This is a genomic window from Pedobacter alluvionis (genome assembly GCF_003664035.1).
In the GTDB taxonomy this organism is placed as follows: domain Bacteria; phylum Bacteroidota; class Bacteroidia; order Sphingobacteriales; family Sphingobacteriaceae; genus Pedobacter; species Pedobacter alluvionis.
The window spans coordinates 1539925-1559315 of record NZ_RCCK01000010.1 but is presented as its reverse complement, the minus strand read 5'-3'; the positions used below and the strand labels follow the sequence as shown (position 1 = coordinate 1559315).

The window sequence follows — 19391 nt, the reverse complement described above, 5'->3', positions numbered from 1 at the left end:
CTACTATCCAGATGGTAAACCAGTTGATCTGCGTTTATTCTTTCCATATTAATAAGACCAGTTTACGTGAAGTGGTTTATCCATCCATGGATGTTTAATGATTGAGAATGAAAACGGAGACCTGTGAATTAAAAGATCGTACGGCCGTTTATCTACCGTTAACTCCCATCGCTCTTCTCTTTCGGCAAGTAATCCATCCCTTACCAACCAATTGCCTCTAAAACCATCTATTGAAGAGCTACCAATGGCTGACCAATGGCCAATTACGGCTGTTATTAATCCATCTATGACTTGTTTATTTTCTGTTGAAATGCTGATTCCTTCCATTACTGGTCGAACCAGCGGTATCCCGGATAAAATTTTATTGAGCGGCAAAAAGGATTCTTCAGTATGTCCTTGTCCGGTTACGATGTACTGCAGGTAATGCGCAGCCTGTAGCTGGCTTTCGACATTAATAAATTTACGATCGCGTGTAAGGCCTAGCCGTTCAAAAAGTATGGCTATGTAACTGTTAACGATAACCAGTCCAGCATTTTTAACACTTATTGCTCCTTTTAAGTTATCGGCTTTTTCTTTCATCATAATGGGTTTAACTAGTTTTACATGCATTATTTTAGGATTTTCATTATTGGGTTCATCAGCATAACGATCCTGAACAATCAGCGATTCGAGCGCCAATTGCAATAGTGGTGGCAGGGCTTGCTTGTGCGCCCCCATCTGGCTTATAAATGCTGCTTTAGGAACCGTCCTCTTGCCGCACAACTCCCAGATCAGTTCGTTCCAGATGTTTTCAGCAGCAATTAACTTCCAATTGCCCGAAATCCATGCTGTGGTTACTTTTTTGAACAGGATAAACTGTATTTCACTGCCAGTTATATTGCTAAATGAAATGGTGCCCAATACACGGTAAAACTGACCTAAAACATCAAATATAGGTTGGCGATTAGGGTGTAAATTGCCCACGATAACCAGTAATTCATCAAAACCAACCACTTTTTGAAGCCAAAGCCACTGGTGATCGGTTATGATCTCCTTTTTTACAAATTCAAGCAATTTATTAGGATTCTGTTGCATTTCAGCCAACCAGATTTCGTTTTGTCCAGATTGGTTAGCCTGGGGAATTTCCTGCAAAGTGGTCCAGCTTACTCCTTGGGGAAGCAAGAATGCGGTAAAGTTTTTACCACTTATTGATACCGGAAGCATCGGTGCTAAATTTTCTGCATCAGGCGTAGCCATCAACGTTTCTTTAAGGGCTTTTGGGTATAGCCTTGCATAATTATCGAGTATATTTTTTAAGGTTTCGAAGCTTTTCCGGTTTTTAATTCCTCCCTTTACCTGCAAATGGCATAGGGCGATAAGCTGTTCGAGGTGTTTTTTAAATTGCAATACGGGCATCCGCGAAACTTCTGACTTAAAAACAGTTGTTAATAGGTGGTAGAGCGAGGTGTGGCGCAATGTTTTTAACGTAACAGGCACTTCTGCAACCAATAACTGATCTAACAAGGCCATAGCAGATAGCTGTTTATTCTGTGCCAAAACAGCTATCAAAACCTGAAGAAAGGCCGTTTCAGTAAAGGATGTATGATCTTGACGGAGGATAAACATCAAACCTTCATACCATAACTGGTTACGTTCGGTTTGCTGCTTTGTACTGCCCATTAACCGGTTTAAGAAAATGATGCTTTCTGTTAAAATTACCGGTTTACTATATTTGAAAGCCGTAAAAACGACTTTTAGGCTGTGGTTGGATAAATCGTTAATTAAAGGCAGCCAAAAATCACTTTTACTCCCGAAAGAACTGATGAGTGTTTTAAAACGCACAGCATCTTCTTTGGCTAAAGCGCTAACCAGATCATTAAATGTTGCGGCTTTTCCGGCTGTATGCCTTAAGTTTTGGTCAAGAAAAAGGGTCTCTAATAAGTACCAATGGTCGACATCTTCAATTACTTGTCTGGTCTTGTTTTTTTGCTGGTCTCGATTTTCCTTCGACAGGAGTTGCAGGGTAAGGATAAAATCAGACTGCAGGCTTAAACTCCTGGCTAGCTTTGCCACAGCCAATTCTATCAGTTCGAACAGCTGATCGTACTGCATGTTATAGTGCGCAGCCATTTGCACAATGCTGCTTTTCATAAACTGGATCCGGTTAAATACCGTTCCACGTTCGGTTAAGAGGTAATTAAGTACCCAAAACCATACATTTTTCTTAAAATCTGTAGTGCTGGCAGCCTGAACCACGGTTTCTTTCTGCTGAATTTTAGTCAGTTCGTTCGAAAATAGAATAATCTGCCCATTAACATTGGGTTCTATGGCCTCAATGACTTTGATCATATTCGGCTCACTAAATTGCCAGGCCATCCGCCGCCTTACCTGCTCCGAACTAAATCCCGATTCTTTTAACATATCCACCAGCTCTGCCCTATTCTGATGCAGTTGAAGGGCCAAAATCTGATTTACAGAACCATCGGCAGCCTGGTGATTCCATGGCAGCGCCCCATTCCATAAAAAATACCGCATCAGCTGCAGATGGGATGTTTTTTCATCCAGAATTTCGATCTGCTTGCCCCGTTGATGCGAATAAAGAATCATTTCTACCAGTTTTTCATTCAGCTGCTGACGAATTTTAATGGGAAGTTCGGTTTCTAACTGATCGAAATTGATTATGCCTAAATCGAGTTCAAGTGACTGGATTTTCCAGGTTTGACCAGGCGGGCAAAATTTATCAAAAACAGCTGCCATTTCTTGCTGCAAATGAAAACCGCTCCAATTGCTTAACCGCTCCTGAAGCGCTACTCCCTGTGCTTTGCTATCAAACACGGTATCCCATGTAAGCCTCGAAATCAGATTATGGCTATTTTGAGGCATCTGCTTGGGTATAAGTTAAGTTAATTACTTTCATCAGACTATTAGCATTGGCAGCTACACTTTTATTTAAAGGATTTGCGGGATAAATCAATCCATTGTGCCAATCGGCATAAGCTACAATCAGTATTTCTAATAAGCTGGTATTTAAAAACAGGCAGCGGTAAGAAACATGAACGGGCATGGCTTCTGTTAAAAACAGGCTTAAGCGCTCCTTAAATGCTTCGGAATTCATCTGTGGAATAAATGACGGAAAGATCAAAATTACCTGCTCCATGCTTGCAGGAACAGGAACATAAGGGGAAAGCAATCCGGTTTCGATCAGCAGCAAGCCTTTACGTTCTAAAATCATCCAGATGGCCAGCTTTAGTTCCATTGCTGATGCCGTTTCATCGAATTGATTTTCCATAAAGTCGCAATAAAGTGGCTTTAAGCCAAAAAGAAGGTTTAACTTCAGTTCTACAGCAGAATAATTGATAAAATCTACGGTATCTAGTGCTTCCATCCGATCAGTCGCGGCAGAATTAAAGATAAAATCATTCGTATAACCACCCATCACACTGATATTAAAATCTTTAGGAACGTCAATAAAATAATCAGCTACTTTTTCAGCGCTGGTGTAATTGTAGGCCTTTACCCGGAAATATGTGAGTAATCCTAAATTTTGCAGGTAGAGACTTTTAAAAATCACCTGGTCTTTTAAACTTTCTCCGGCGTAATAAGAACCACTGATGATGGTATTGATCAACATTGGTGATTCGCCATGTCGGGCCAGCAAATGATCCAACATGTTGTTCCTTCTTAGCAGATTAGTGGCATCATCTTCCACCATATCCATTAGGCCTTTAATATAAGGGTTGTAGGGATCTTTCTGGTAGGCTAGCCAGCTAGCATACTCCATTTCCTGCTCAGTTTCTGCACCAATGCTAAAATTATAGAGCTCATTATCTTTTAGCAGTGGCCTGATATGTGGAACTGAATAAAGCGACTGATAAAAATAAGTTGGCGAAAAAACAAGGTAAGGCACCGGATACTGGGACGGGATTTCTTCCAAACTGTTCTTCGTATTATAAAAAAATGCCTGGTCGGAAGGTGTTCCGCTTTTGGCATTTTTAAAGGAAAACAGGGTACCTAAATTAGCCAATTGCGAAAACTGGTTAGCCAAAACCTGATCGAAAAGTGTTAAGTAGCCCTTAAGTTGTCTTGATTGAGCTTTCTGAAAATCACTGGCATTATCAACCGTAGCATCTGCGCCTACTGCATAAATTTCGGGGAAAGTATTTTGAATAGAATAATAAGAATTGATATCCCTGAAAATTCCGCCAGGGAGCGTAATCCTCAGGCTTGGTATTGCACCAAAAACCGGACCCGGCCCAGGTGTTTGTGGGCTGCTAACGGCTGCTAACATGAGCAAATTTGTTGCGCTAAACAACCTCCGGCCTTTGCAATAAATTTCAAGACCATTATCTAAAGAGGTGGACCAGTTGATCTCAAGCAAATGATCACTATCGGTATGGATTTCTTGAGCTAAAGGTTGCTGATCGAAGTTTAAACCGCTCACACCAATTATGCCCGGCACATCCAGGATCAGTTGTTGCAATTCGATCAGTTGTAACTGATCTTTCTTTTCACCAAGCGCGGAAGTAGGAATCCAGCCATGTTGCAACAGAGGTCCGTTAAAAATTTCATCAGTAGGTACGTCATCCGTTTCTTTCGAATTGTAACCCAAGGGTACCACTTTTGGAAATATGGCCTGCTGTACACGTTGCTGCAATTCAGCTAATATTTTTTTCAGTTGCGTTTCATCAGCAATTTCTATTTTGCCTGCCACGGTATGAAAATCATCAGTTAAACAAAGCGGTGGTAGAAACATTTCGCCTAAATTCCTGCATTTATTGAGGTAAATGAAAGCCGCATTACATAATTCTTCCTTTTCAACTGCTGTATTTGGTTGCAAATAAACCTGATAAGCATGATTATTGCCAAAAACAGGAACAATCAAAACATTAGTTACCCCGCTTACACCATCAATCAGACATTTACGGTAATCGGTGATGGTTATAGGTGAGGTAGTTAAAATTTCTTCAGGCAGGTAAAACTGATCTTTTACTTCAAGCTTTCCATCCTGATCTGTTAAAATATCGGCAACCGGAAAATCGTTGCAATAACCCAATTCGGTAAGGGCATAACATACTTGTTCGAGAATAGTAACCCCTGGATCAACATTATTAAGGTTAGTCCACTCATGCCCGCTGTGTAACTGGATGTAGGCAAGCCCCTCAGCTTTAAGTGCAGCATAATCCTGATTGAGCGGCAGGGGCTGATCAATGATGAAATTCAGCTCACTCATAATACCAGAGGTTTAAGGCTGATCTGATGAACCAGGTTAGAAATAAACAAGGCCGATTTTTTGATCAGGCTAATACTCGTTTGCAAACTGGCAGTTACTGGTGTTCCGGTAAGTTCGGGGTGGTACATCCAGGTTTTAAAAGCCACATTTTCTACCGCAGCCACACCATTCAAATTTTTAATAAACGCAGCCACCTGTACATCGGTAATCTCCTGATAAATTTCTACCTGGGTACTGGTACTTTTAATCCATGGGGAAAGGTAAATGTTCAATGCATGGGTTAAAGTTTGCCGAACAGCCGAAAACTCATAGCCCTGCTGAACAGTAATTACCGCATAAACGGTTACGGACTGAAAATCAGGATTAGATACTTTTACCTCCGAAAAAGCCGAAGTTTTTTGCTTTAGGTAGCGCTGAATATTTTCTTCTTCACTTACACTTACCATCGGAAGGAATGCATGAGCTGCCATCCAGCTATCCACCGCTTTTACCACGTAAATTTGGGTGCACTTTAACACCGGATTATAAATCACTGCGGCGTCGTAAATGCCGTTAAATTCCTGTTTAATCAGTCGTATATAATCAGATGCAGTTGTGGCCCTGTCTTTTGTTTTAATGCGGTTGCTTACCCTCCAGTTCATGGCTAGGGCATTTTCTGCCACTTTGCCGCCGAAAGAAGGAAAAGGCTGCTGCACCGTACTGATTTTTGGCAAGGGACTTTTGGTTTTGGTAATCGTATTTGCCGCTATGACAGGAACGTTAACCGCATCGGTTGGTGCAGTATCTAAACGCTGTACACTGATGCCATTTGTGCTTAATAAAACGGTTGCGGCTATGTGACTAATATCGTTGGCTACAATGGTAATCCAATAACATTCTGGTGGCATGAGCATACTTGTTAAAGTAATGTTGGCCGGTATACTTAAGGTCACAATGCCCGAAGAGGTAAGGTTATCGGTTCCATCAGTGAGTACTATAAGTGGTGCCCAACCCTCAGTACCGAGATAATAATAGCTAACCTCTGCTGCCACAGGGCTTCTCATTACATATTTCCGCGTCAATTCGAAATAAATATTAAAACTGCTGGCTGGAATTAAATGATCAACAGTAAGGTATAAATAACCATCGTAGTTATATGAAGCATATAGGGGAATACCTAATTGATTGTTTGTAACATCTCCTATGGTATATTTTTGAGCCGGCGGCTGATTCAGGTTATCGTACACCACATAATTGACAAAAGGGGTATATAAGAATGCCTGAACCGGGTAATCCTTAATCGTTGCGGCATCCTTGCTTTCACTGTTAAATACATACTCAACAGCAGCGGCGTAGCTTGCGCTAAAACTTTTTAATTTTGGTGTAAAAGGCAATTGTGCTGCAGCAACAAAGGTCACATTTTCATTATTGTACAGAATTTGTGAGTTATAAATTGCAACAGCCGATACTACATTGGGATAAACAGCCGGGCCAAAGCCATAATCTGGCCCTTGCAGGTCCATTTTTATGAAACCACCGGTACTGGCCTCTGTAAATTTCATAGGCTGGTTTTGCAGGTCAGGGTTGCAGGCGGAAAGTGGAATACTGGTAGATTCATAACTACTCAAAGAATCCATTTCGCCATTATCTACCACAAAAAGCAGATTTGTAGCCGCTTCATTAACAGGCTGATCTGACATTGAAGCAGTTGTTACCGTATCAGCTGTTTTTTGAGTTACCGGAGGCAAGGTATTAAACAGCGCTGATTTCCAATTCTTTTCTTCCAGCACCTGAAAGCCCACCACAAAACATTTATTATTATAAGGTTCGGTTAGTTCCGGAAATGGCACTGGATCCGCTTGTTTCTTTCCAAATATTTTTTCGCATAACGAAGGTTTAGCTATTGCAGCTATATTGAGTTTTTTGTTGATGTAAAGGTTATAAGCCTGATAATAACATGAAAAATCGGGTGGTAATGCCGACCAGTTTAAGGCTAGTTTTAAGGAATTAACCGGCTTGCTAAAAATTTCATTACTCCCAATAATAAAATTACTGCCATAAGCCGGAGTTGGGCCGAATAACGGAAAAGCTACTTTGGTACTCAGTGCACCGTAATCGTTATAGAGCTGAAAGGTTTCCATACCGGTAACGTTTACTTCTATTTTCATGCGCTGCAATATGGGTGGTGCCACGGTTGCAGGCGTAACCTGGTTAAACACCAGCTTAAACATTGGCCAGTCACTTACAACACCATCCGGATTGATCAGGAAACGTTCAATCGCCGGATCGGTACTTTGCAGTACAATCGTAATGATAATAGCATGTTCAGGATCCGTTTCATTCAGCTGAAAATCAGCACTCACCTCAAACCAATCTTTTAATGTACTGAGGTAACACTTTGCATCGCGTAGCATGTTCAGGTCTGCTGTTCCGCTATAAGTCAAAGATAGTTTCAGTTGCCTTGTGCCTTCTCTTAGCAACAACATGGGTGAAGCAAATGCAATGCCCAGTGCTTGTTGTATTGCTTGATTGGGTTGATGATTACCCAAAGTATCCCATGATAAAACTGCCCCTGCAGGATCCTTTTGCACCACGCCCGGATCAGCAATCGTTTGTAACTGAAGATATGAAAGTTGGTTAGCCGCTGGTGCCCTCGATAAGGTATAAACCAAAGGAATAACTGCCGGATTTAAAATTACATCATCCGTACTGGCGAATACAATGGGATTCTTTTGTGGATCGGTACCGGCATCAAACAAGGTGCCTTTTGGTAAATTGACTACAGCCGTTTCAATGGCTAAACCAGCCGTTAAATAAGCGCGGTCTGCTGTTGCCTTACGTTCGGTTTGTTTTAAAATATCGCGATAATAAAAATTTAAGTGTTTATCACTAATCTGGTTAAGCTGCGTTTGCTGTACCTTTAAAAGATGAATAAAGGTGCGCAGCAAAGTAGTATCAGGAAAGCTGCCTTTTAACTTCGATAAATGGTCGTATTCAATATTGGCCTGCTTAACAATTACCTGTAAAAAATTAAACAGTGCATCACCAATGTGTGTTACCGCCTTAAAAATGGCCACTATGGCATTATCTTTTACAAACGGTAATAAACTCATTAATTTCCAATAAGGGCCTTTAAATACTCCTTCTCTCCAGATCCGGTATTCATAAGTATCTAATTTCCAAATAATGGCGGGATTAGTTGGAACTATGCCCACCAGCATGGCGCTGCTGAATAAGGCTTGCCGCAAATCAATAATGGCCTGTAATGCATCAGCAAAAGTGTCCCTGATCTGCTCTCCTACATAAGTTTTAAGCGGATAATTGGCTGCCGACTGTTGCATGTAATGCATCCAGTTTTGAATCTTGATGAAGATAAAGGTTAGCTGATCGAAAAGCTGGTTAAAAGTATCGCCTAAATCATTTTGCCTTTCTAATTTATGGCAGGTATGCAGGTAAAGGTTGTATAATTTAGTGAAATTAGTTCCGGCAATGGTGGCCATTAGAAAAACAGGGTCTTTTAAAATAAAAGGCTCCCAGTTACCATGTACCACATTATCCTGATCGTAAAAATTAATCAGCGTAGCAAATTCAGACAGAAAGCGGAGCCAATCTTGCTCCGTCCGTCCATCAATTAATGAAGCGCCAGGGTGCAGGGCTTCAGCAACTGAATTTAAGATGCTATTCGCGTTAACTAATTTCATACTTTAAATTAAATTGGTTCCCTCGTTAATGTAAAACGGGAAAACATAATTGTGCCGGGTATTGGTCTGGTTATACATGTAGGTGAGCAAAATCTCTACTACACCTCCCCTAACATCACTGAACTGTACATCTACATTGGTTACCGTAATGCGGGGTTCATTATACATTAAGGCATAAGTAATGGTTTCCTTTATTTCACCTTTCAGGGTCTCATCCATTTTTTTAAAAAGAAACTGTTGCAGGCCACTACCAAAGCCACCTTCCATACATCGTTCACCGTTTCTGGTTTGCAGGATGATATCAATCGATTCGTTAATGTTTTCTTCGTAAGCACTCAGGTTCAGTTGGTGGTTACCAACCGAAAAAGTAACCGGAAAGGCCCATCCTGAACCCAGAAAATGATGATCTGCTTTATTTGTCTCTTTTGTCATCTCGTTAACCGCCAATCATTACATTAAATGCACCGAGCATAATTGTTCCGCCGTGGGCAGTTGGGTCGCCCATTCTGGCTGCCGGCATTCCGCCAATCATTACCGTTGCTGAGCCTTTTATAATGCTATCGGGCGGTCCTACACAAACCAGTATATCGCCTACTCTCGCGGCTGGTAATTTCCCTATCAATACAGTAGGTTCGCCTGGTCCTATAATCGGTCCGCCAACATGTGGTATAGGTGCCGGCGTTACCATTGGACATTGGTGAAAATCAGTTAATCTGGCTGCTGGTGGCATATTTCGTCTGTTTTAAAATTAATTAATCATAATCATTGCACTTTTCAGGCTCAGTTCCATCCCGCTTTTAATTTCTGTGGTCATTGATCCTTCTGCGGAAAACTGGCTGTCGGCTACCTGTTTAATGTTTAAACCACTAACCGCAACATCTCCTGTTGGCGCTTTTACAGTTACACCCTGTGTACCTGCGATATTCACTTTTTGATCTGCTTGTATATTAATATCTGTAGCACTTTTGATGGTAATCCCGCTTGCTGACATGACAATGCTATTGTTATGTTCATCCTGAATGGTGATTTTTTTATCCTTATCGCTGAAAATCATTGTGTTTTTGTCCGGGGTGGCAATGGTTAACACCTTATTTTCATCATCAAATTCGATGTTGATATTCGATTTGGAAACAATTGCTTTTATGGAGTTTTTTTCATTGGGGTTAAGGCCTGTATAAGGCTTATTTTTCGGACTGCTATACATACTACCCAATATCACAGGGTTGCGTGGATCTTCGTTTAAAAAACCCAGCACCACTTCATCACCTACTTCGGGCAGAAAAAAGGCACCTGCACCGCTTGTTGAATAAAAATTAGCCAATCTTGCCCAAATGCCCTGACCGGTTTGGTCAAATAGAGGTACGTCTACTAAAATGCGGTACTGCGAATCGGGATCATCATACATTTTTTTAACGGTACCATTAAATATACCCCTAACGCCAGGCAACATGCCAGAAGCTGAAGGTGCCATTACATCAGGTTCTTCGATAAACCATTGAGGCGAAAGGCCTACAGAAACTTCAGTAAGCCAGTTTCCATCAGAAAGGTCATGGATAACACCAGAAATAAGATAATCGCCGTTAAACCTATCGCCAAGACCATTCAAGGTCATAAATTTACCGGGATCAACCAGGTTAGTACCCTGAAATTTAGCCTCTCCCTGTATTTTGGCATACTCACTTTTTAGCATCTGCGCTTTGGCCCAGTTGTTAAGCTCTTCTGTTTCCATCGCTGCGGTGGTTTGCAATTCATATTCAGGCAGGCCAACTACTTCAGCTAATGTTTTGGAGGAGATATTTCCTGGTCCGGCATAGTTGTTTGGCGCTTCAGCACTGGCTACCTGCTGTTGTTTATAATCCCAGGTGCTTGATTTTACACTCTCTAACTGAGTTATGGCATTCATATCTGCCCTGAATTCCATTAATCCGCGACCATAACCAATTGTTATTACCGGACTAGGGTTTGCGCCTGGTGCTTTTACGGCGACGGTACCGTTAAGTGTGGTAACAACCAAGCCGTTCATTTCTGCCAGCGAAAGCATAAAATCCCAGTCGCTTACATAAAACTGTACCTGCTCGGGCCAAACGGTAGTTGTTCCGCTTACATCAGGCGTTAAGGAAGAATAACTGCTGATGATGGAACTGATTACATCGCTATCTTTTTTTTGTGCAAAGGTGAGGCTCTTTCTGCCCACGGTCATTTTTATTGCTTCATCCTTGCATTCTACTTCCAGAGCTGAACCGACAAGGTCATTAATAAGGATAGATTGACGGGTAATAATCCCTTTAAAGATTACAGTGTTGGACGAATCGTAACCGGCCTCGATACTGATGATGTTACCAGGTACAAAAACAGAAGAAGAACTCGCCTCAAACGTTCCGGTATTTGCTTCGCCATCTAAAATGGTGATTATTGCGGTAGAAACGCGGTTTATTCTTTTTTCTACCCGCACAGATAGCACATTTACTTCTCCAGGAACTGTATTGCCTGCAACTTTAACGGTATAGGTGGCTAAATTGCCACTAGGAATATTGGATGATGATGCCATTATATTTTTGGAATGATGGGCGGAAAAATCAGTTTTTCTACTCCTTTTAAGTTTCTGAATTTATTAAGGCCGTTGTAGCGGGCTACCTGAATGTAATATTTTTCATTATTCCATACCTTTTCGCATAGTTCGGGCAATGTTTCTCCCTCTACTACGGTAACGAGGTGACTGATATCAGGCGATTCGTCCTGATCCTGTATTTCTACCGTTTGGGGGGAAATATATTGTCCAAAACCCAGCGAAATTTTGGCCCTCAAGGGGCTTCCATCAGGCCGGAACAAAGTATAAGAGATATCAAAGGAATTTAGTACCCCATTAAAAAGGAGATCTTTACCCCATTGCACTTTAACAAAATTCGGTCGGTGAATGGTTCCGTTATAAGTAAAAATAATATTTTCTAACGTGCTGATCTCTTTGGCCATATCAACCCGTTTAGGGTCAACAATTCCGGTACAATCAATCACCACATCAAAGTTCAGTTTATCGCTTGGCGTACTTTTGTAACGTTGTGATGGTGCACTGGAATCGGGTGCCTGCTGATGGTTATATTCAATGCTCCGTTGCCATTTAATAGACTCGGGATTGAGCATCATCAGGTACGGCGGACCGGGAAAACGTTTGGTAAACTGTTCATCCGTATAACCGGTAATTTTCAATGGTTCCAGACTTCCCATAACTAACGTACATTACTGCCTCTTTTAGTGCGTTCGGTGATCATTTTCTTGCATTCAGCCAGCAGTTGCTTTTTCAACTGTTTAACATCTTCTACACTGATTCGAGCCTGGTGGTTTGCTTCGCTGGTTGATATCTGCGTCTTAATTATAAGTTCTCTTATTTCTACAGGCATAATGATTAATCAAATAGGTTAGAAGTATTAGTTCCATTATCCGTAATCTCGAAATAGGTATAAGCCAGTTCGACAGACTCGATTACAAGGGCATTTTCCTGAGATTTTAAATCAGATACCGAATACTTTATCGGATATGCTTTATGGAAAGTCCACATCACCAGCATATCTCCGTTGGCATCTAAAAGGCTAACCGAAATATCGTTGGTTTGAATGGTAACGCCAAGCCCGCCATCCATGCTGCTCACACACCAATCAACAAGGCCCGATCCTTCCGGAACAAGCGCTCTTTTAAGTACCAGGTTTTGGCTCGATGAAGTAGTGGGGAGCCGGTATTTAAACCGATTTTCCCCACCCGAGACCACTTCTTCTATGCCTAACTCCTTAGAAATTCCTGATACCTCCTGAAAGGCTGCATTCTCCCCTTTCAAGCAAACCATGAAATAAAACCCTACCGGATAAGTATTACTTGCCATTCGTGATGGTTAACTGTTCGTGCGCAATCTCCAATGTATCAATGGCCACTTCATTTCCTTCTGATTTTAAGTCGGTACTGCTGATTTTTGTCGGCCATGCATTATCTAATTGCCACTGCATGGTTACATTACCTGCTTCATCGAGCAGTTTAATCAGCACTGTACGTCTTTTAATCAGGTTCATTTTAATCTCTGCGTGCCAATCCCAGAAAACGTTATCGTTAACAAAAATTCCACGTTTCATGGTTACGTTGCCGTATTTTACCAATCCTGGCATTTTCTCTGTAGAAAAAAGCGGACTGTTGCTTTTGCGGTATTCGATTACCTGATTTTCGACATCCATTCCGGATACTTCCTGAAATCCAACACCTTTTAATTCGGTACCAAGATCAACCTCAAACCTAAATTTCGGTAAGGGCCATGTTGCGCCTTGTGCGCTTCCATCATCTGCCATAATATTATCTTTTTAAATTAATGTATAAATCTGTTAACTGGAAACCGGCATTTCCTGCTGGAAAGTAAGCACAATAAACTCTGCAGGGCGTACCACGGCAACACGCACGGTTACGTTCATAAATCCGTTCAGGATGTCATCGGCGGTCATGGTTGTACCTAAACCGCAATCTACCGAAAAGGCATCTGCAGCGGTTGCTCCCATCAATCCACCTTCTTTCCAAATCGTGTTAAGGAAACTGCTGATCATTGCTTTAACTGCTTCCCAGGTATTTTTCACATTGGGTTGGAAAACGTAAGAGTGTGCCGCCAGTTTACATGATTGTTCGATCATGATCATGGTTCTTCTTACCGAAATGTACCTCCAGTCCTGGCTGTTTCCATCCAACGTTCTGGCGCCCCATACTAAAATACCAATGCCGTTAAAAAAGCGGATGGCGTTGATGGATTTACCTGAAACCGGGTCGATGTTAAGGCTACCCTGCTGGCTTTCTGATAAATTGATGGGTAAAGATACCGCAGCAGTAATGGAAGTATTGGCCGGAGCCTGCCACACACCTTCCTGGTTATCAATAGTGGTCATTACGCCCGCCATGCCTGCGCTTGCCGGAAGAATATTGGCTAGTGCCAGTACATTTTTAATAATGGTGGCATATACCTTACTCGCATTAATTAATGCATTATTGTATTGTGTTACCGTTAAGGGTGCTCCCGGAGGATTTTCGATATTATGAAGGATGGTTGCTGCCGTTGGATTGGGGTTTGATGGTGGATTTAACAGTGGTTCAAGCAGTGTAACATCGCCGCCAAAAAGATTGGTATAATTGATATCGGTGCTTTCCATAATGGTGGTACCAATAAAAGGATAATACGCAGCGCCATAGCTTAAGCCCTGCTCACCTGTATGCTCCCTGAAAGTATCAATATCGGCAGAATAGGTTATCGGGTCGGGGTTTCGGCCGCCAATGATGTCGAAAACTGATACTGCTGTTTGCATGTCCTGGCTTTGCGCCAACATATTTCCCATCAGGGTGCCATTTTCATCTACGGATAACAAAGTGGCTTCCGGGCAGATGTACATGGTAGGTTCCTGCTCATTAAGTAAAAGTTTAAGACCGTCTTGAAGCTGTGATAAGGAAACATTTGGATTAATAATCTGCTGTCCTACACCCATCGGCTGTGCAGATGCAGGGCCATAAGTACCTACAGATACGATATACGCTTCACCACCTCCATTTTGATAAAACAGTTCAATACTGTTGTACATGTAATAAATGGTATTGGGATCGGGCAAAATGGAATAATATAAACCATTGATGATCATATAGTCACGATCGGTAGGTTGGCTTTTTTGCTGTACCAAATAATATTCGGGGCTATACTGTACCGCCGGACTTGCAGGTGGTGCCGGATTAGGGTAACAATAAATCGACTGAAACTCGGCAAATGATGTAATTTTATACGGCACATTGGTATACGATTTACCATTGTATTCGGCCTGGGGCGTATAGCCTATAAATGCCGGAACCGCAGTAGCCACCGTGACTACGCTATTGGGAAAGGCATTTTGCTCATTGATGTAAACACCGGGAGACTTAATGTTTGATGCAATCATAACTTATTTTTAGCGGTTATTGGTTTTATAAATAAACATACATGGGTGAAGAAAGCTGTTCAGCCGCATTATCCGTTACCTTACCTATCCACTCGGGTATGGGGGTTGGCAGGCCCTTAATAATTATTTGTGGCTGCACAGTCTTATTATCGTTTGATGGCGGATGGTTGATCAGGTCGAATTTGTGTACGGGTACCTCGCTTAATGGAATGAGCTTGCTTCCCGAAGAGAACAACAACGCATTTTGACTGGTTTCCATCACTACATTTTCCGGTCCTTCAAAATCAATAGGCTCTTTTCCTGAAATGGCAAGATTATCCAGCGGCAACGCATTTCTATTGATGATAAAGTATTGCCATTGTGTTGCCCTTGCCATCAATTTAATGTCGAAACTCACAGTTCCCATATCCTTATCAAATTTTAAAATATCAGCAAAACGCAGGGTTACTTTTCCTATACAGTTCGTACCCGGGTTGCCGGACAGCTCTTGATTGAGCTGTATATTTTGATCATCTACAGTAATATTACTGCTATCATATAAAAGCTGTCCTACCCAATTGGGAGGCAGTTCGGTAAAAAAGTTAAAGTCGGGGTTATTGGTCCTCATTTCAAAACAAAAAGCATGCTGTCCGGTAACTTGTTCTATATAAGTTAATAGCTCTTTCAGAGGTTGCGAAGCATTACCATACAAACCTATACCATTAATCTGCCTCCTGATAAGAAGACGGAACCTTTTCATCAATTGTTCGGTAGCACTATCGGCATTAAATTCCAGGCAGCGGCAAATGCTTTTCTGGAAATAACTGTGGTATACATCCAGCTGAAAGAGGCGTTGATATTTTTCGATCATTGCGTTACCTGATTATCCATTACCGAAACTGCACCTACAAACCCATCTGCTTCAAATCCCTGTATGGTGATTAACCGCATCTTATAAATAACAGAGGGTTGATATTTTGCCCCCATAGCCGACCACAGGTTATTCATTTCCTGATAGTTGAGTTTTTCTATATCAAATTCCAATTTATCAAGTCCCCTTGGTATAGATGAAGAAGTATTTGCAGATAATACCGCATTAACCTGAAAAAATAAGATTACCGCATTCAAGAATTTTAGTGTTTCGCTGTAATCGTCAAAATTGGAGCTTATCAAAACATCGAGGTTAAATCTTTCAGCGGGATTCACATTTACATAACTTCCGTTACTAAGCTGATGGTTGCGCACGTTAAAGGGCTTAGCGGTTTCCTTTTCGACATTGATTAGCGAGATTACAATTTTATTTTGATTTGCACCAGGTATACTTCCATTGCTATCGATCAGCGTATTCTTGATCACTTTTGATTCATCTAAACCAAAGCGATTCCTTAGAAATTGATCCAGGGTATCGCAAGTAAATTGGAGCGCCTCGTTAATCATACTAGCATCTTTGATTGAATCAGTTTGTTTGTGATGGATAATTGCAATGGGATGATGATATAAAATTAGATATCTTGTATTTAAAAACAGCACTAATGATGTATACTTTTCATATACATTGAAGGCTGACCGAAAATAATGCGTAGACAAATCGTAGACGGGAAATAGGTTGTGGTATGCTGTTATTCTGAGGGTTAATTAATTGTTCAAAATCAATATGACGTACAGTTGTTTTCTCTTGTCCTACGGCGCAGTCTTGCCTCGGCTCACCGCCGCCGAAGGGCTCTTTCTTTTGGGCATCAAAAGACCAGCGAAGCTATCTTGAATGCAAATAAAAACATAAATACACATGAAAAAAAAAATGCCGCCTGAAAATTTTTCTTTTGAATGCAGTTCTGCGGCCAGAACAGTGCAGCCCGAAAAATTTGTTAGGCCGGATTTAAGTAGAACGGGGATACCATGCTATAGCCTAGCTGGATGGAAATGCGAAAGCAGTTAAAAACACTGATTAATAATAATTTACGAAACAACATCAGTAGTGGCATAGCGAAAAATCTTAAACCTATTAACACAGGAACAAAAATAAGCTTCGATTCAGGCCGATTCTATATTAGAGATTGAGGAGGTAAAATACAGATTCTTCACTGCGTTCAGAATGACAAAGTAAGTTGAGGCAGACACCTAAGCCATACTCAATTTATGTTGATCTACTGCCCTTAGATGTGCAGCAAGATCCTGGTCTCTTGCCAATGACATTTTCTTTTTAAGCCGATACTTGTGTGTGCGGACACTTTCCTGATTAATACCCAGTAAATTTCTAATATCATCATTACTCATGTTCATTTTAAGGTAACAGCAATATTTAAGATCTATTGAGGTTAATGCAGGGTAAGCTTTTGTAAGTTGTAGTAAAAAACCGGGATTAATTTCTTCGAAATACAGTTTGAAATCGTCCCAGAGTTTATAATCGTTCGCAGATATTTTAATCGTATTAACGATAGAAATCAGTTCCGTTCTGGTTCGGTCATCTACATTTGGATAAAGCTCGCCAATGCGCTCTTTTATTTTTAAAAGTACATCTACTTTCTGATCGAGTTCCATTACATAACGGCTTAAGTTTCGGTTATGATCGGCAGTAGCAATGGCCGTATCCGCAAAGCCCATCACTCTTGGCGGCGCTGGCTGCTCTTTTTTCATTAACAAAATAGAATTAACCCTCGAACTCAGATAAGAAGCCTGATGAAGGTACTCCTGCTGACAGCTAAATACAATATGATTAAAAGGCCAGTTTAGCATTTCATTTTCACTCCTTCTTGTTATGCACAATATGGGGACTAACGACTTTACAGTTAATGTCCCTATTTCGTTGAGCATGTATTGATTATTAGAGAAAGATAAAATAACCAGATCTGGTTTCATTGAACCCAGTATACCCGTTAAACCCGTGGCCATGGTTGCTGAAATAATATGATAGGTAAAAGTTATGGATCGTTTTAATTTATCCAGCAAAATTAAAAAACTGGCTGTATCGTCGTATCCTACAACTATTACTTTCTCATTTAACATGTTATTTGGTTTATTTTGAAACCAGCACACTATCATCATCACAACTCCTGGTTGTATCAAATATCAATAAAAGAAATGAAGTATAGAGGACGTATTTTCACCTTTTACAAAAAGGTGAAATACGCAAACACCTGCTGAAATATAATGACCTATGCGAAACCAAATGATAATTTAGCAAACAGGAATAATTTATTCAACTTTATTGTATACCATTGAGAACCTAATCGAATACACCTTTAGGACCATTTTTTGAAGAATTCTGATTGCTTGACATCAATACCAGATTTGTCAAGTCATTATAGGCTACTGATGCAGAAACTTTACTGATATTACCATCCTCTTCTGGTTCAGCCGTGCTAAGAATATACTCTTTCCAGTTTTTATTGTGGTCTATACTCACAAAAGGTTCCTTACCTACCCGGTCTTTCTTACGTGGATAGAATTTGCCGTCCTTGCATCGGTAAACTTTAACACCATCCTTCTTACGTGCTTTGGAGTCTGTACCTGCGAGTATCTGATTAAGCGTATCATGTGTAAAAGCCGGGCGGCTTCTACCATTCCATAAATTGCGCCGCACTGCGTCCCTCAATTCTTGCCTTTTTGCATTGGAGCGGTCTGCGGCATCACTTCTACGGCCAGCTCTTGCAGCATCCCCATCAATTCCTCCAAAAAGTTTCTTTTGCCGATCGGTCATTTTTTTAAATGCTGACCTTTTGCTGAGCCGCTCACCAATACTTTTTTCTTCCTCCATGCGTTGGATAACCCTGCCCGCAGTTGAGCCATTTAGCCGGAGGCTATTGTTAACGGCTTGCTGTAACTTTAGCTGCGCAATAGCTGTTGGTCTGTTATCTGCAAAATTATAAGGGAGTTTAATCTTGCTTGCTGATTTAGTCACAAAATTGGCAACATCAGCTATTTTGTTTTCAGGTGTTTTGTTGGCGTAGCTATTCATTGAGAGGGATTATAATTTATTAGATTGTACTAGCAATTTAAAATTTTTCAGGAAATAATCCAATATATTTTATAAATCGAACCAAACAATGCTAATTTAATCTTGCTTTTATTAACCTACAGTGCTCATTTAAGTAAAAATAACGGATCACCTGGTAGTTTCAATATACAAGGACATTTGGAAGCAATTGCAGGTGCACCTTGCCAGCAATTGTTCAAGCAGGTTTTCCGGAATAATTAAGCTAATCCTTAACATTTGCGAAACATAATACTTACATTAAAGCATTATTTTAGCAAACACAAACCAGCCTTTCTTTGTTTTATAAGCAGATTAAAGCGGCACAACATGGAAAACGAAATAAAATCTGAAAGGGATATCCAATGCGAATTCCTAAATATTTTTAAATTTATATGGGCAGCTTGTGGCATAGCACCGTTAGCCGAAGCACCGGGCAATCCAGAGCCAGAAAATACAAATCTTAACCAAAGCATACAATTATAGATATTAAACTGTAATTACGCTTAGTCGTTAAGTGCATTGTAAATTTCAATACTAGGCGTGTTTTCGGCACATTTGTTCGTTATTTTTATCAAATAATACAATTCAAGTTAGTTTATTTACCATTCTAA

16 protein-coding genes are annotated in these 19391 nt (G+C 40.8%); 1 reads left to right on the top strand and 15 read right to left on the bottom strand.

The features are described from left to right. Positions 1–48 precede the first annotated feature (48 nt). From BCL90_RS06825 to BCL90_RS06760, 15 genes are all read right to left on the bottom strand, one after another. Positions 49–2862: a contractile injection system tape measure protein gene (locus BCL90_RS06825; RefSeq protein WP_121283236.1), complete on the bottom strand. Its 2814-nt coding sequence runs from the start codon at positions 2860–2862 to the stop codon at positions 49–51. Further along, on the bottom strand, positions 2849–5209 hold the full coding sequence (locus BCL90_RS06820; protein WP_121283235.1) for a hypothetical protein: 2361 nt from the start codon (positions 5207–5209) through the stop codon (positions 2849–2851). Before BCL90_RS06820 ends, BCL90_RS06825 begins: the two co-directional genes overlap by 14 nt. Further along, entirely contained in the window at positions 5206–8889 is a 3684-nt protein-coding gene (locus tag BCL90_RS06815; protein WP_121283234.1) for a baseplate J/gp47 family protein, read from the bottom strand. Before BCL90_RS06815 ends, BCL90_RS06820 begins: the two co-directional genes overlap by 4 nt. 3 nt (positions 8890–8892) lie before the next feature. Next, positions 8893–9321 carry a GPW/gp25 family protein gene (locus tag BCL90_RS06810; protein WP_121283233.1) on the bottom strand — a complete coding sequence of 143 codons (429 nt, stop codon included), beginning with the start codon at positions 9319–9321 and terminating at the stop codon, positions 8893–8895. Between the two features lie 4 nt (positions 9322–9325). Next, positions 9326–9619 carry a PAAR domain-containing protein gene (locus BCL90_RS06805; protein WP_121283232.1) on the bottom strand — a complete coding sequence of 98 codons (294 nt, stop codon included), beginning with the start codon at positions 9617–9619 and terminating at the stop codon, positions 9326–9328. An 18-nt stretch (positions 9620–9637) separates the two neighbouring features. Next, positions 9638–11437, bottom strand: a complete 1800-nt coding sequence (gene vgrG / locus BCL90_RS06800) for a type VI secretion system tip protein VgrG (RefSeq protein ID WP_121283231.1) — start codon at positions 11435–11437, stop codon at positions 9638–9640. Next, a complete protein-coding gene (locus BCL90_RS06795; protein ID WP_121283230.1) occupies positions 11437–12111 on the bottom strand; it encodes a CIS tube protein in 675 nt (224 codons plus the stop codon). The genes vgrG and BCL90_RS06795 overlap by 1 nt, the downstream gene beginning before the upstream one ends. A 2-nt stretch (positions 12112–12113) precedes the next feature. Further along, positions 12114–12284 (bottom strand): DUF5908 family protein, encoded by a 171-nt coding sequence (locus tag BCL90_RS26210; RefSeq protein WP_167467746.1) that lies wholly within the window; start codon positions 12282–12284, stop codon positions 12114–12116. Positions 12285–12289: 5 nt separating this feature from the next. Then, the gene (locus tag BCL90_RS06790) at positions 12290–12760 is read right to left on the bottom strand and encodes a phage tail protein (protein WP_121283229.1); all 471 of its coding nucleotides are present in this window, start codon (positions 12758–12760) and stop codon (positions 12290–12292) included. Further along, positions 12750–13214, bottom strand: a complete 465-nt coding sequence (locus BCL90_RS06785; RefSeq protein ID WP_025146707.1) for a phage tail protein — start codon at positions 13212–13214, stop codon at positions 12750–12752. Before BCL90_RS06785 ends, BCL90_RS06790 begins: the two co-directional genes overlap by 11 nt. A 33-nt stretch (positions 13215–13247) precedes the next feature. Next, the gene (locus BCL90_RS06780) at positions 13248–14828 is read right to left on the bottom strand and encodes a phage tail sheath family protein (protein ID WP_166792189.1); all 1581 of its coding nucleotides are present in this window, start codon (positions 14826–14828) and stop codon (positions 13248–13250) included. Between the two features lie 25 nt (positions 14829–14853). Then, entirely contained in the window at positions 14854–15678 is an 825-nt protein-coding gene (locus BCL90_RS06775; protein ID WP_121283228.1) for a hypothetical protein, read from the bottom strand. After that, positions 15675–16244, bottom strand: a complete 570-nt coding sequence (locus BCL90_RS06770) for a DUF4255 domain-containing protein (protein WP_121283227.1) — start codon at positions 16242–16244, stop codon at positions 15675–15677. The genes BCL90_RS06775 and BCL90_RS06770 overlap by 4 nt, the downstream gene beginning before the upstream one ends. Before the next feature lie 681 nt (positions 16245–16925). Beyond that, on the bottom strand, positions 16926–17810 hold the full coding sequence (locus BCL90_RS06765) for a helix-turn-helix transcriptional regulator (RefSeq protein WP_134380598.1): 885 nt from the start codon (positions 17808–17810) through the stop codon (positions 16926–16928). Between the two features lie 220 nt (positions 17811–18030). Then, entirely contained in the window at positions 18031–18762 is a 732-nt protein-coding gene (locus BCL90_RS06760) for a hypothetical protein (protein WP_121283225.1), read from the bottom strand. Positions 18763–19107: 345 nt separating this feature from the next. Here BCL90_RS06760 and BCL90_RS25595 point away from each other — a divergent pair, with 345 nt between their 5' ends. Next, complete coding sequence (locus BCL90_RS25595; RefSeq protein WP_166792188.1) at positions 19108–19263, top strand: hypothetical protein; 156 nt, start codon at positions 19108–19110, stop codon at positions 19261–19263. Positions 19264–19391: the final 128 nt, after the last annotated feature.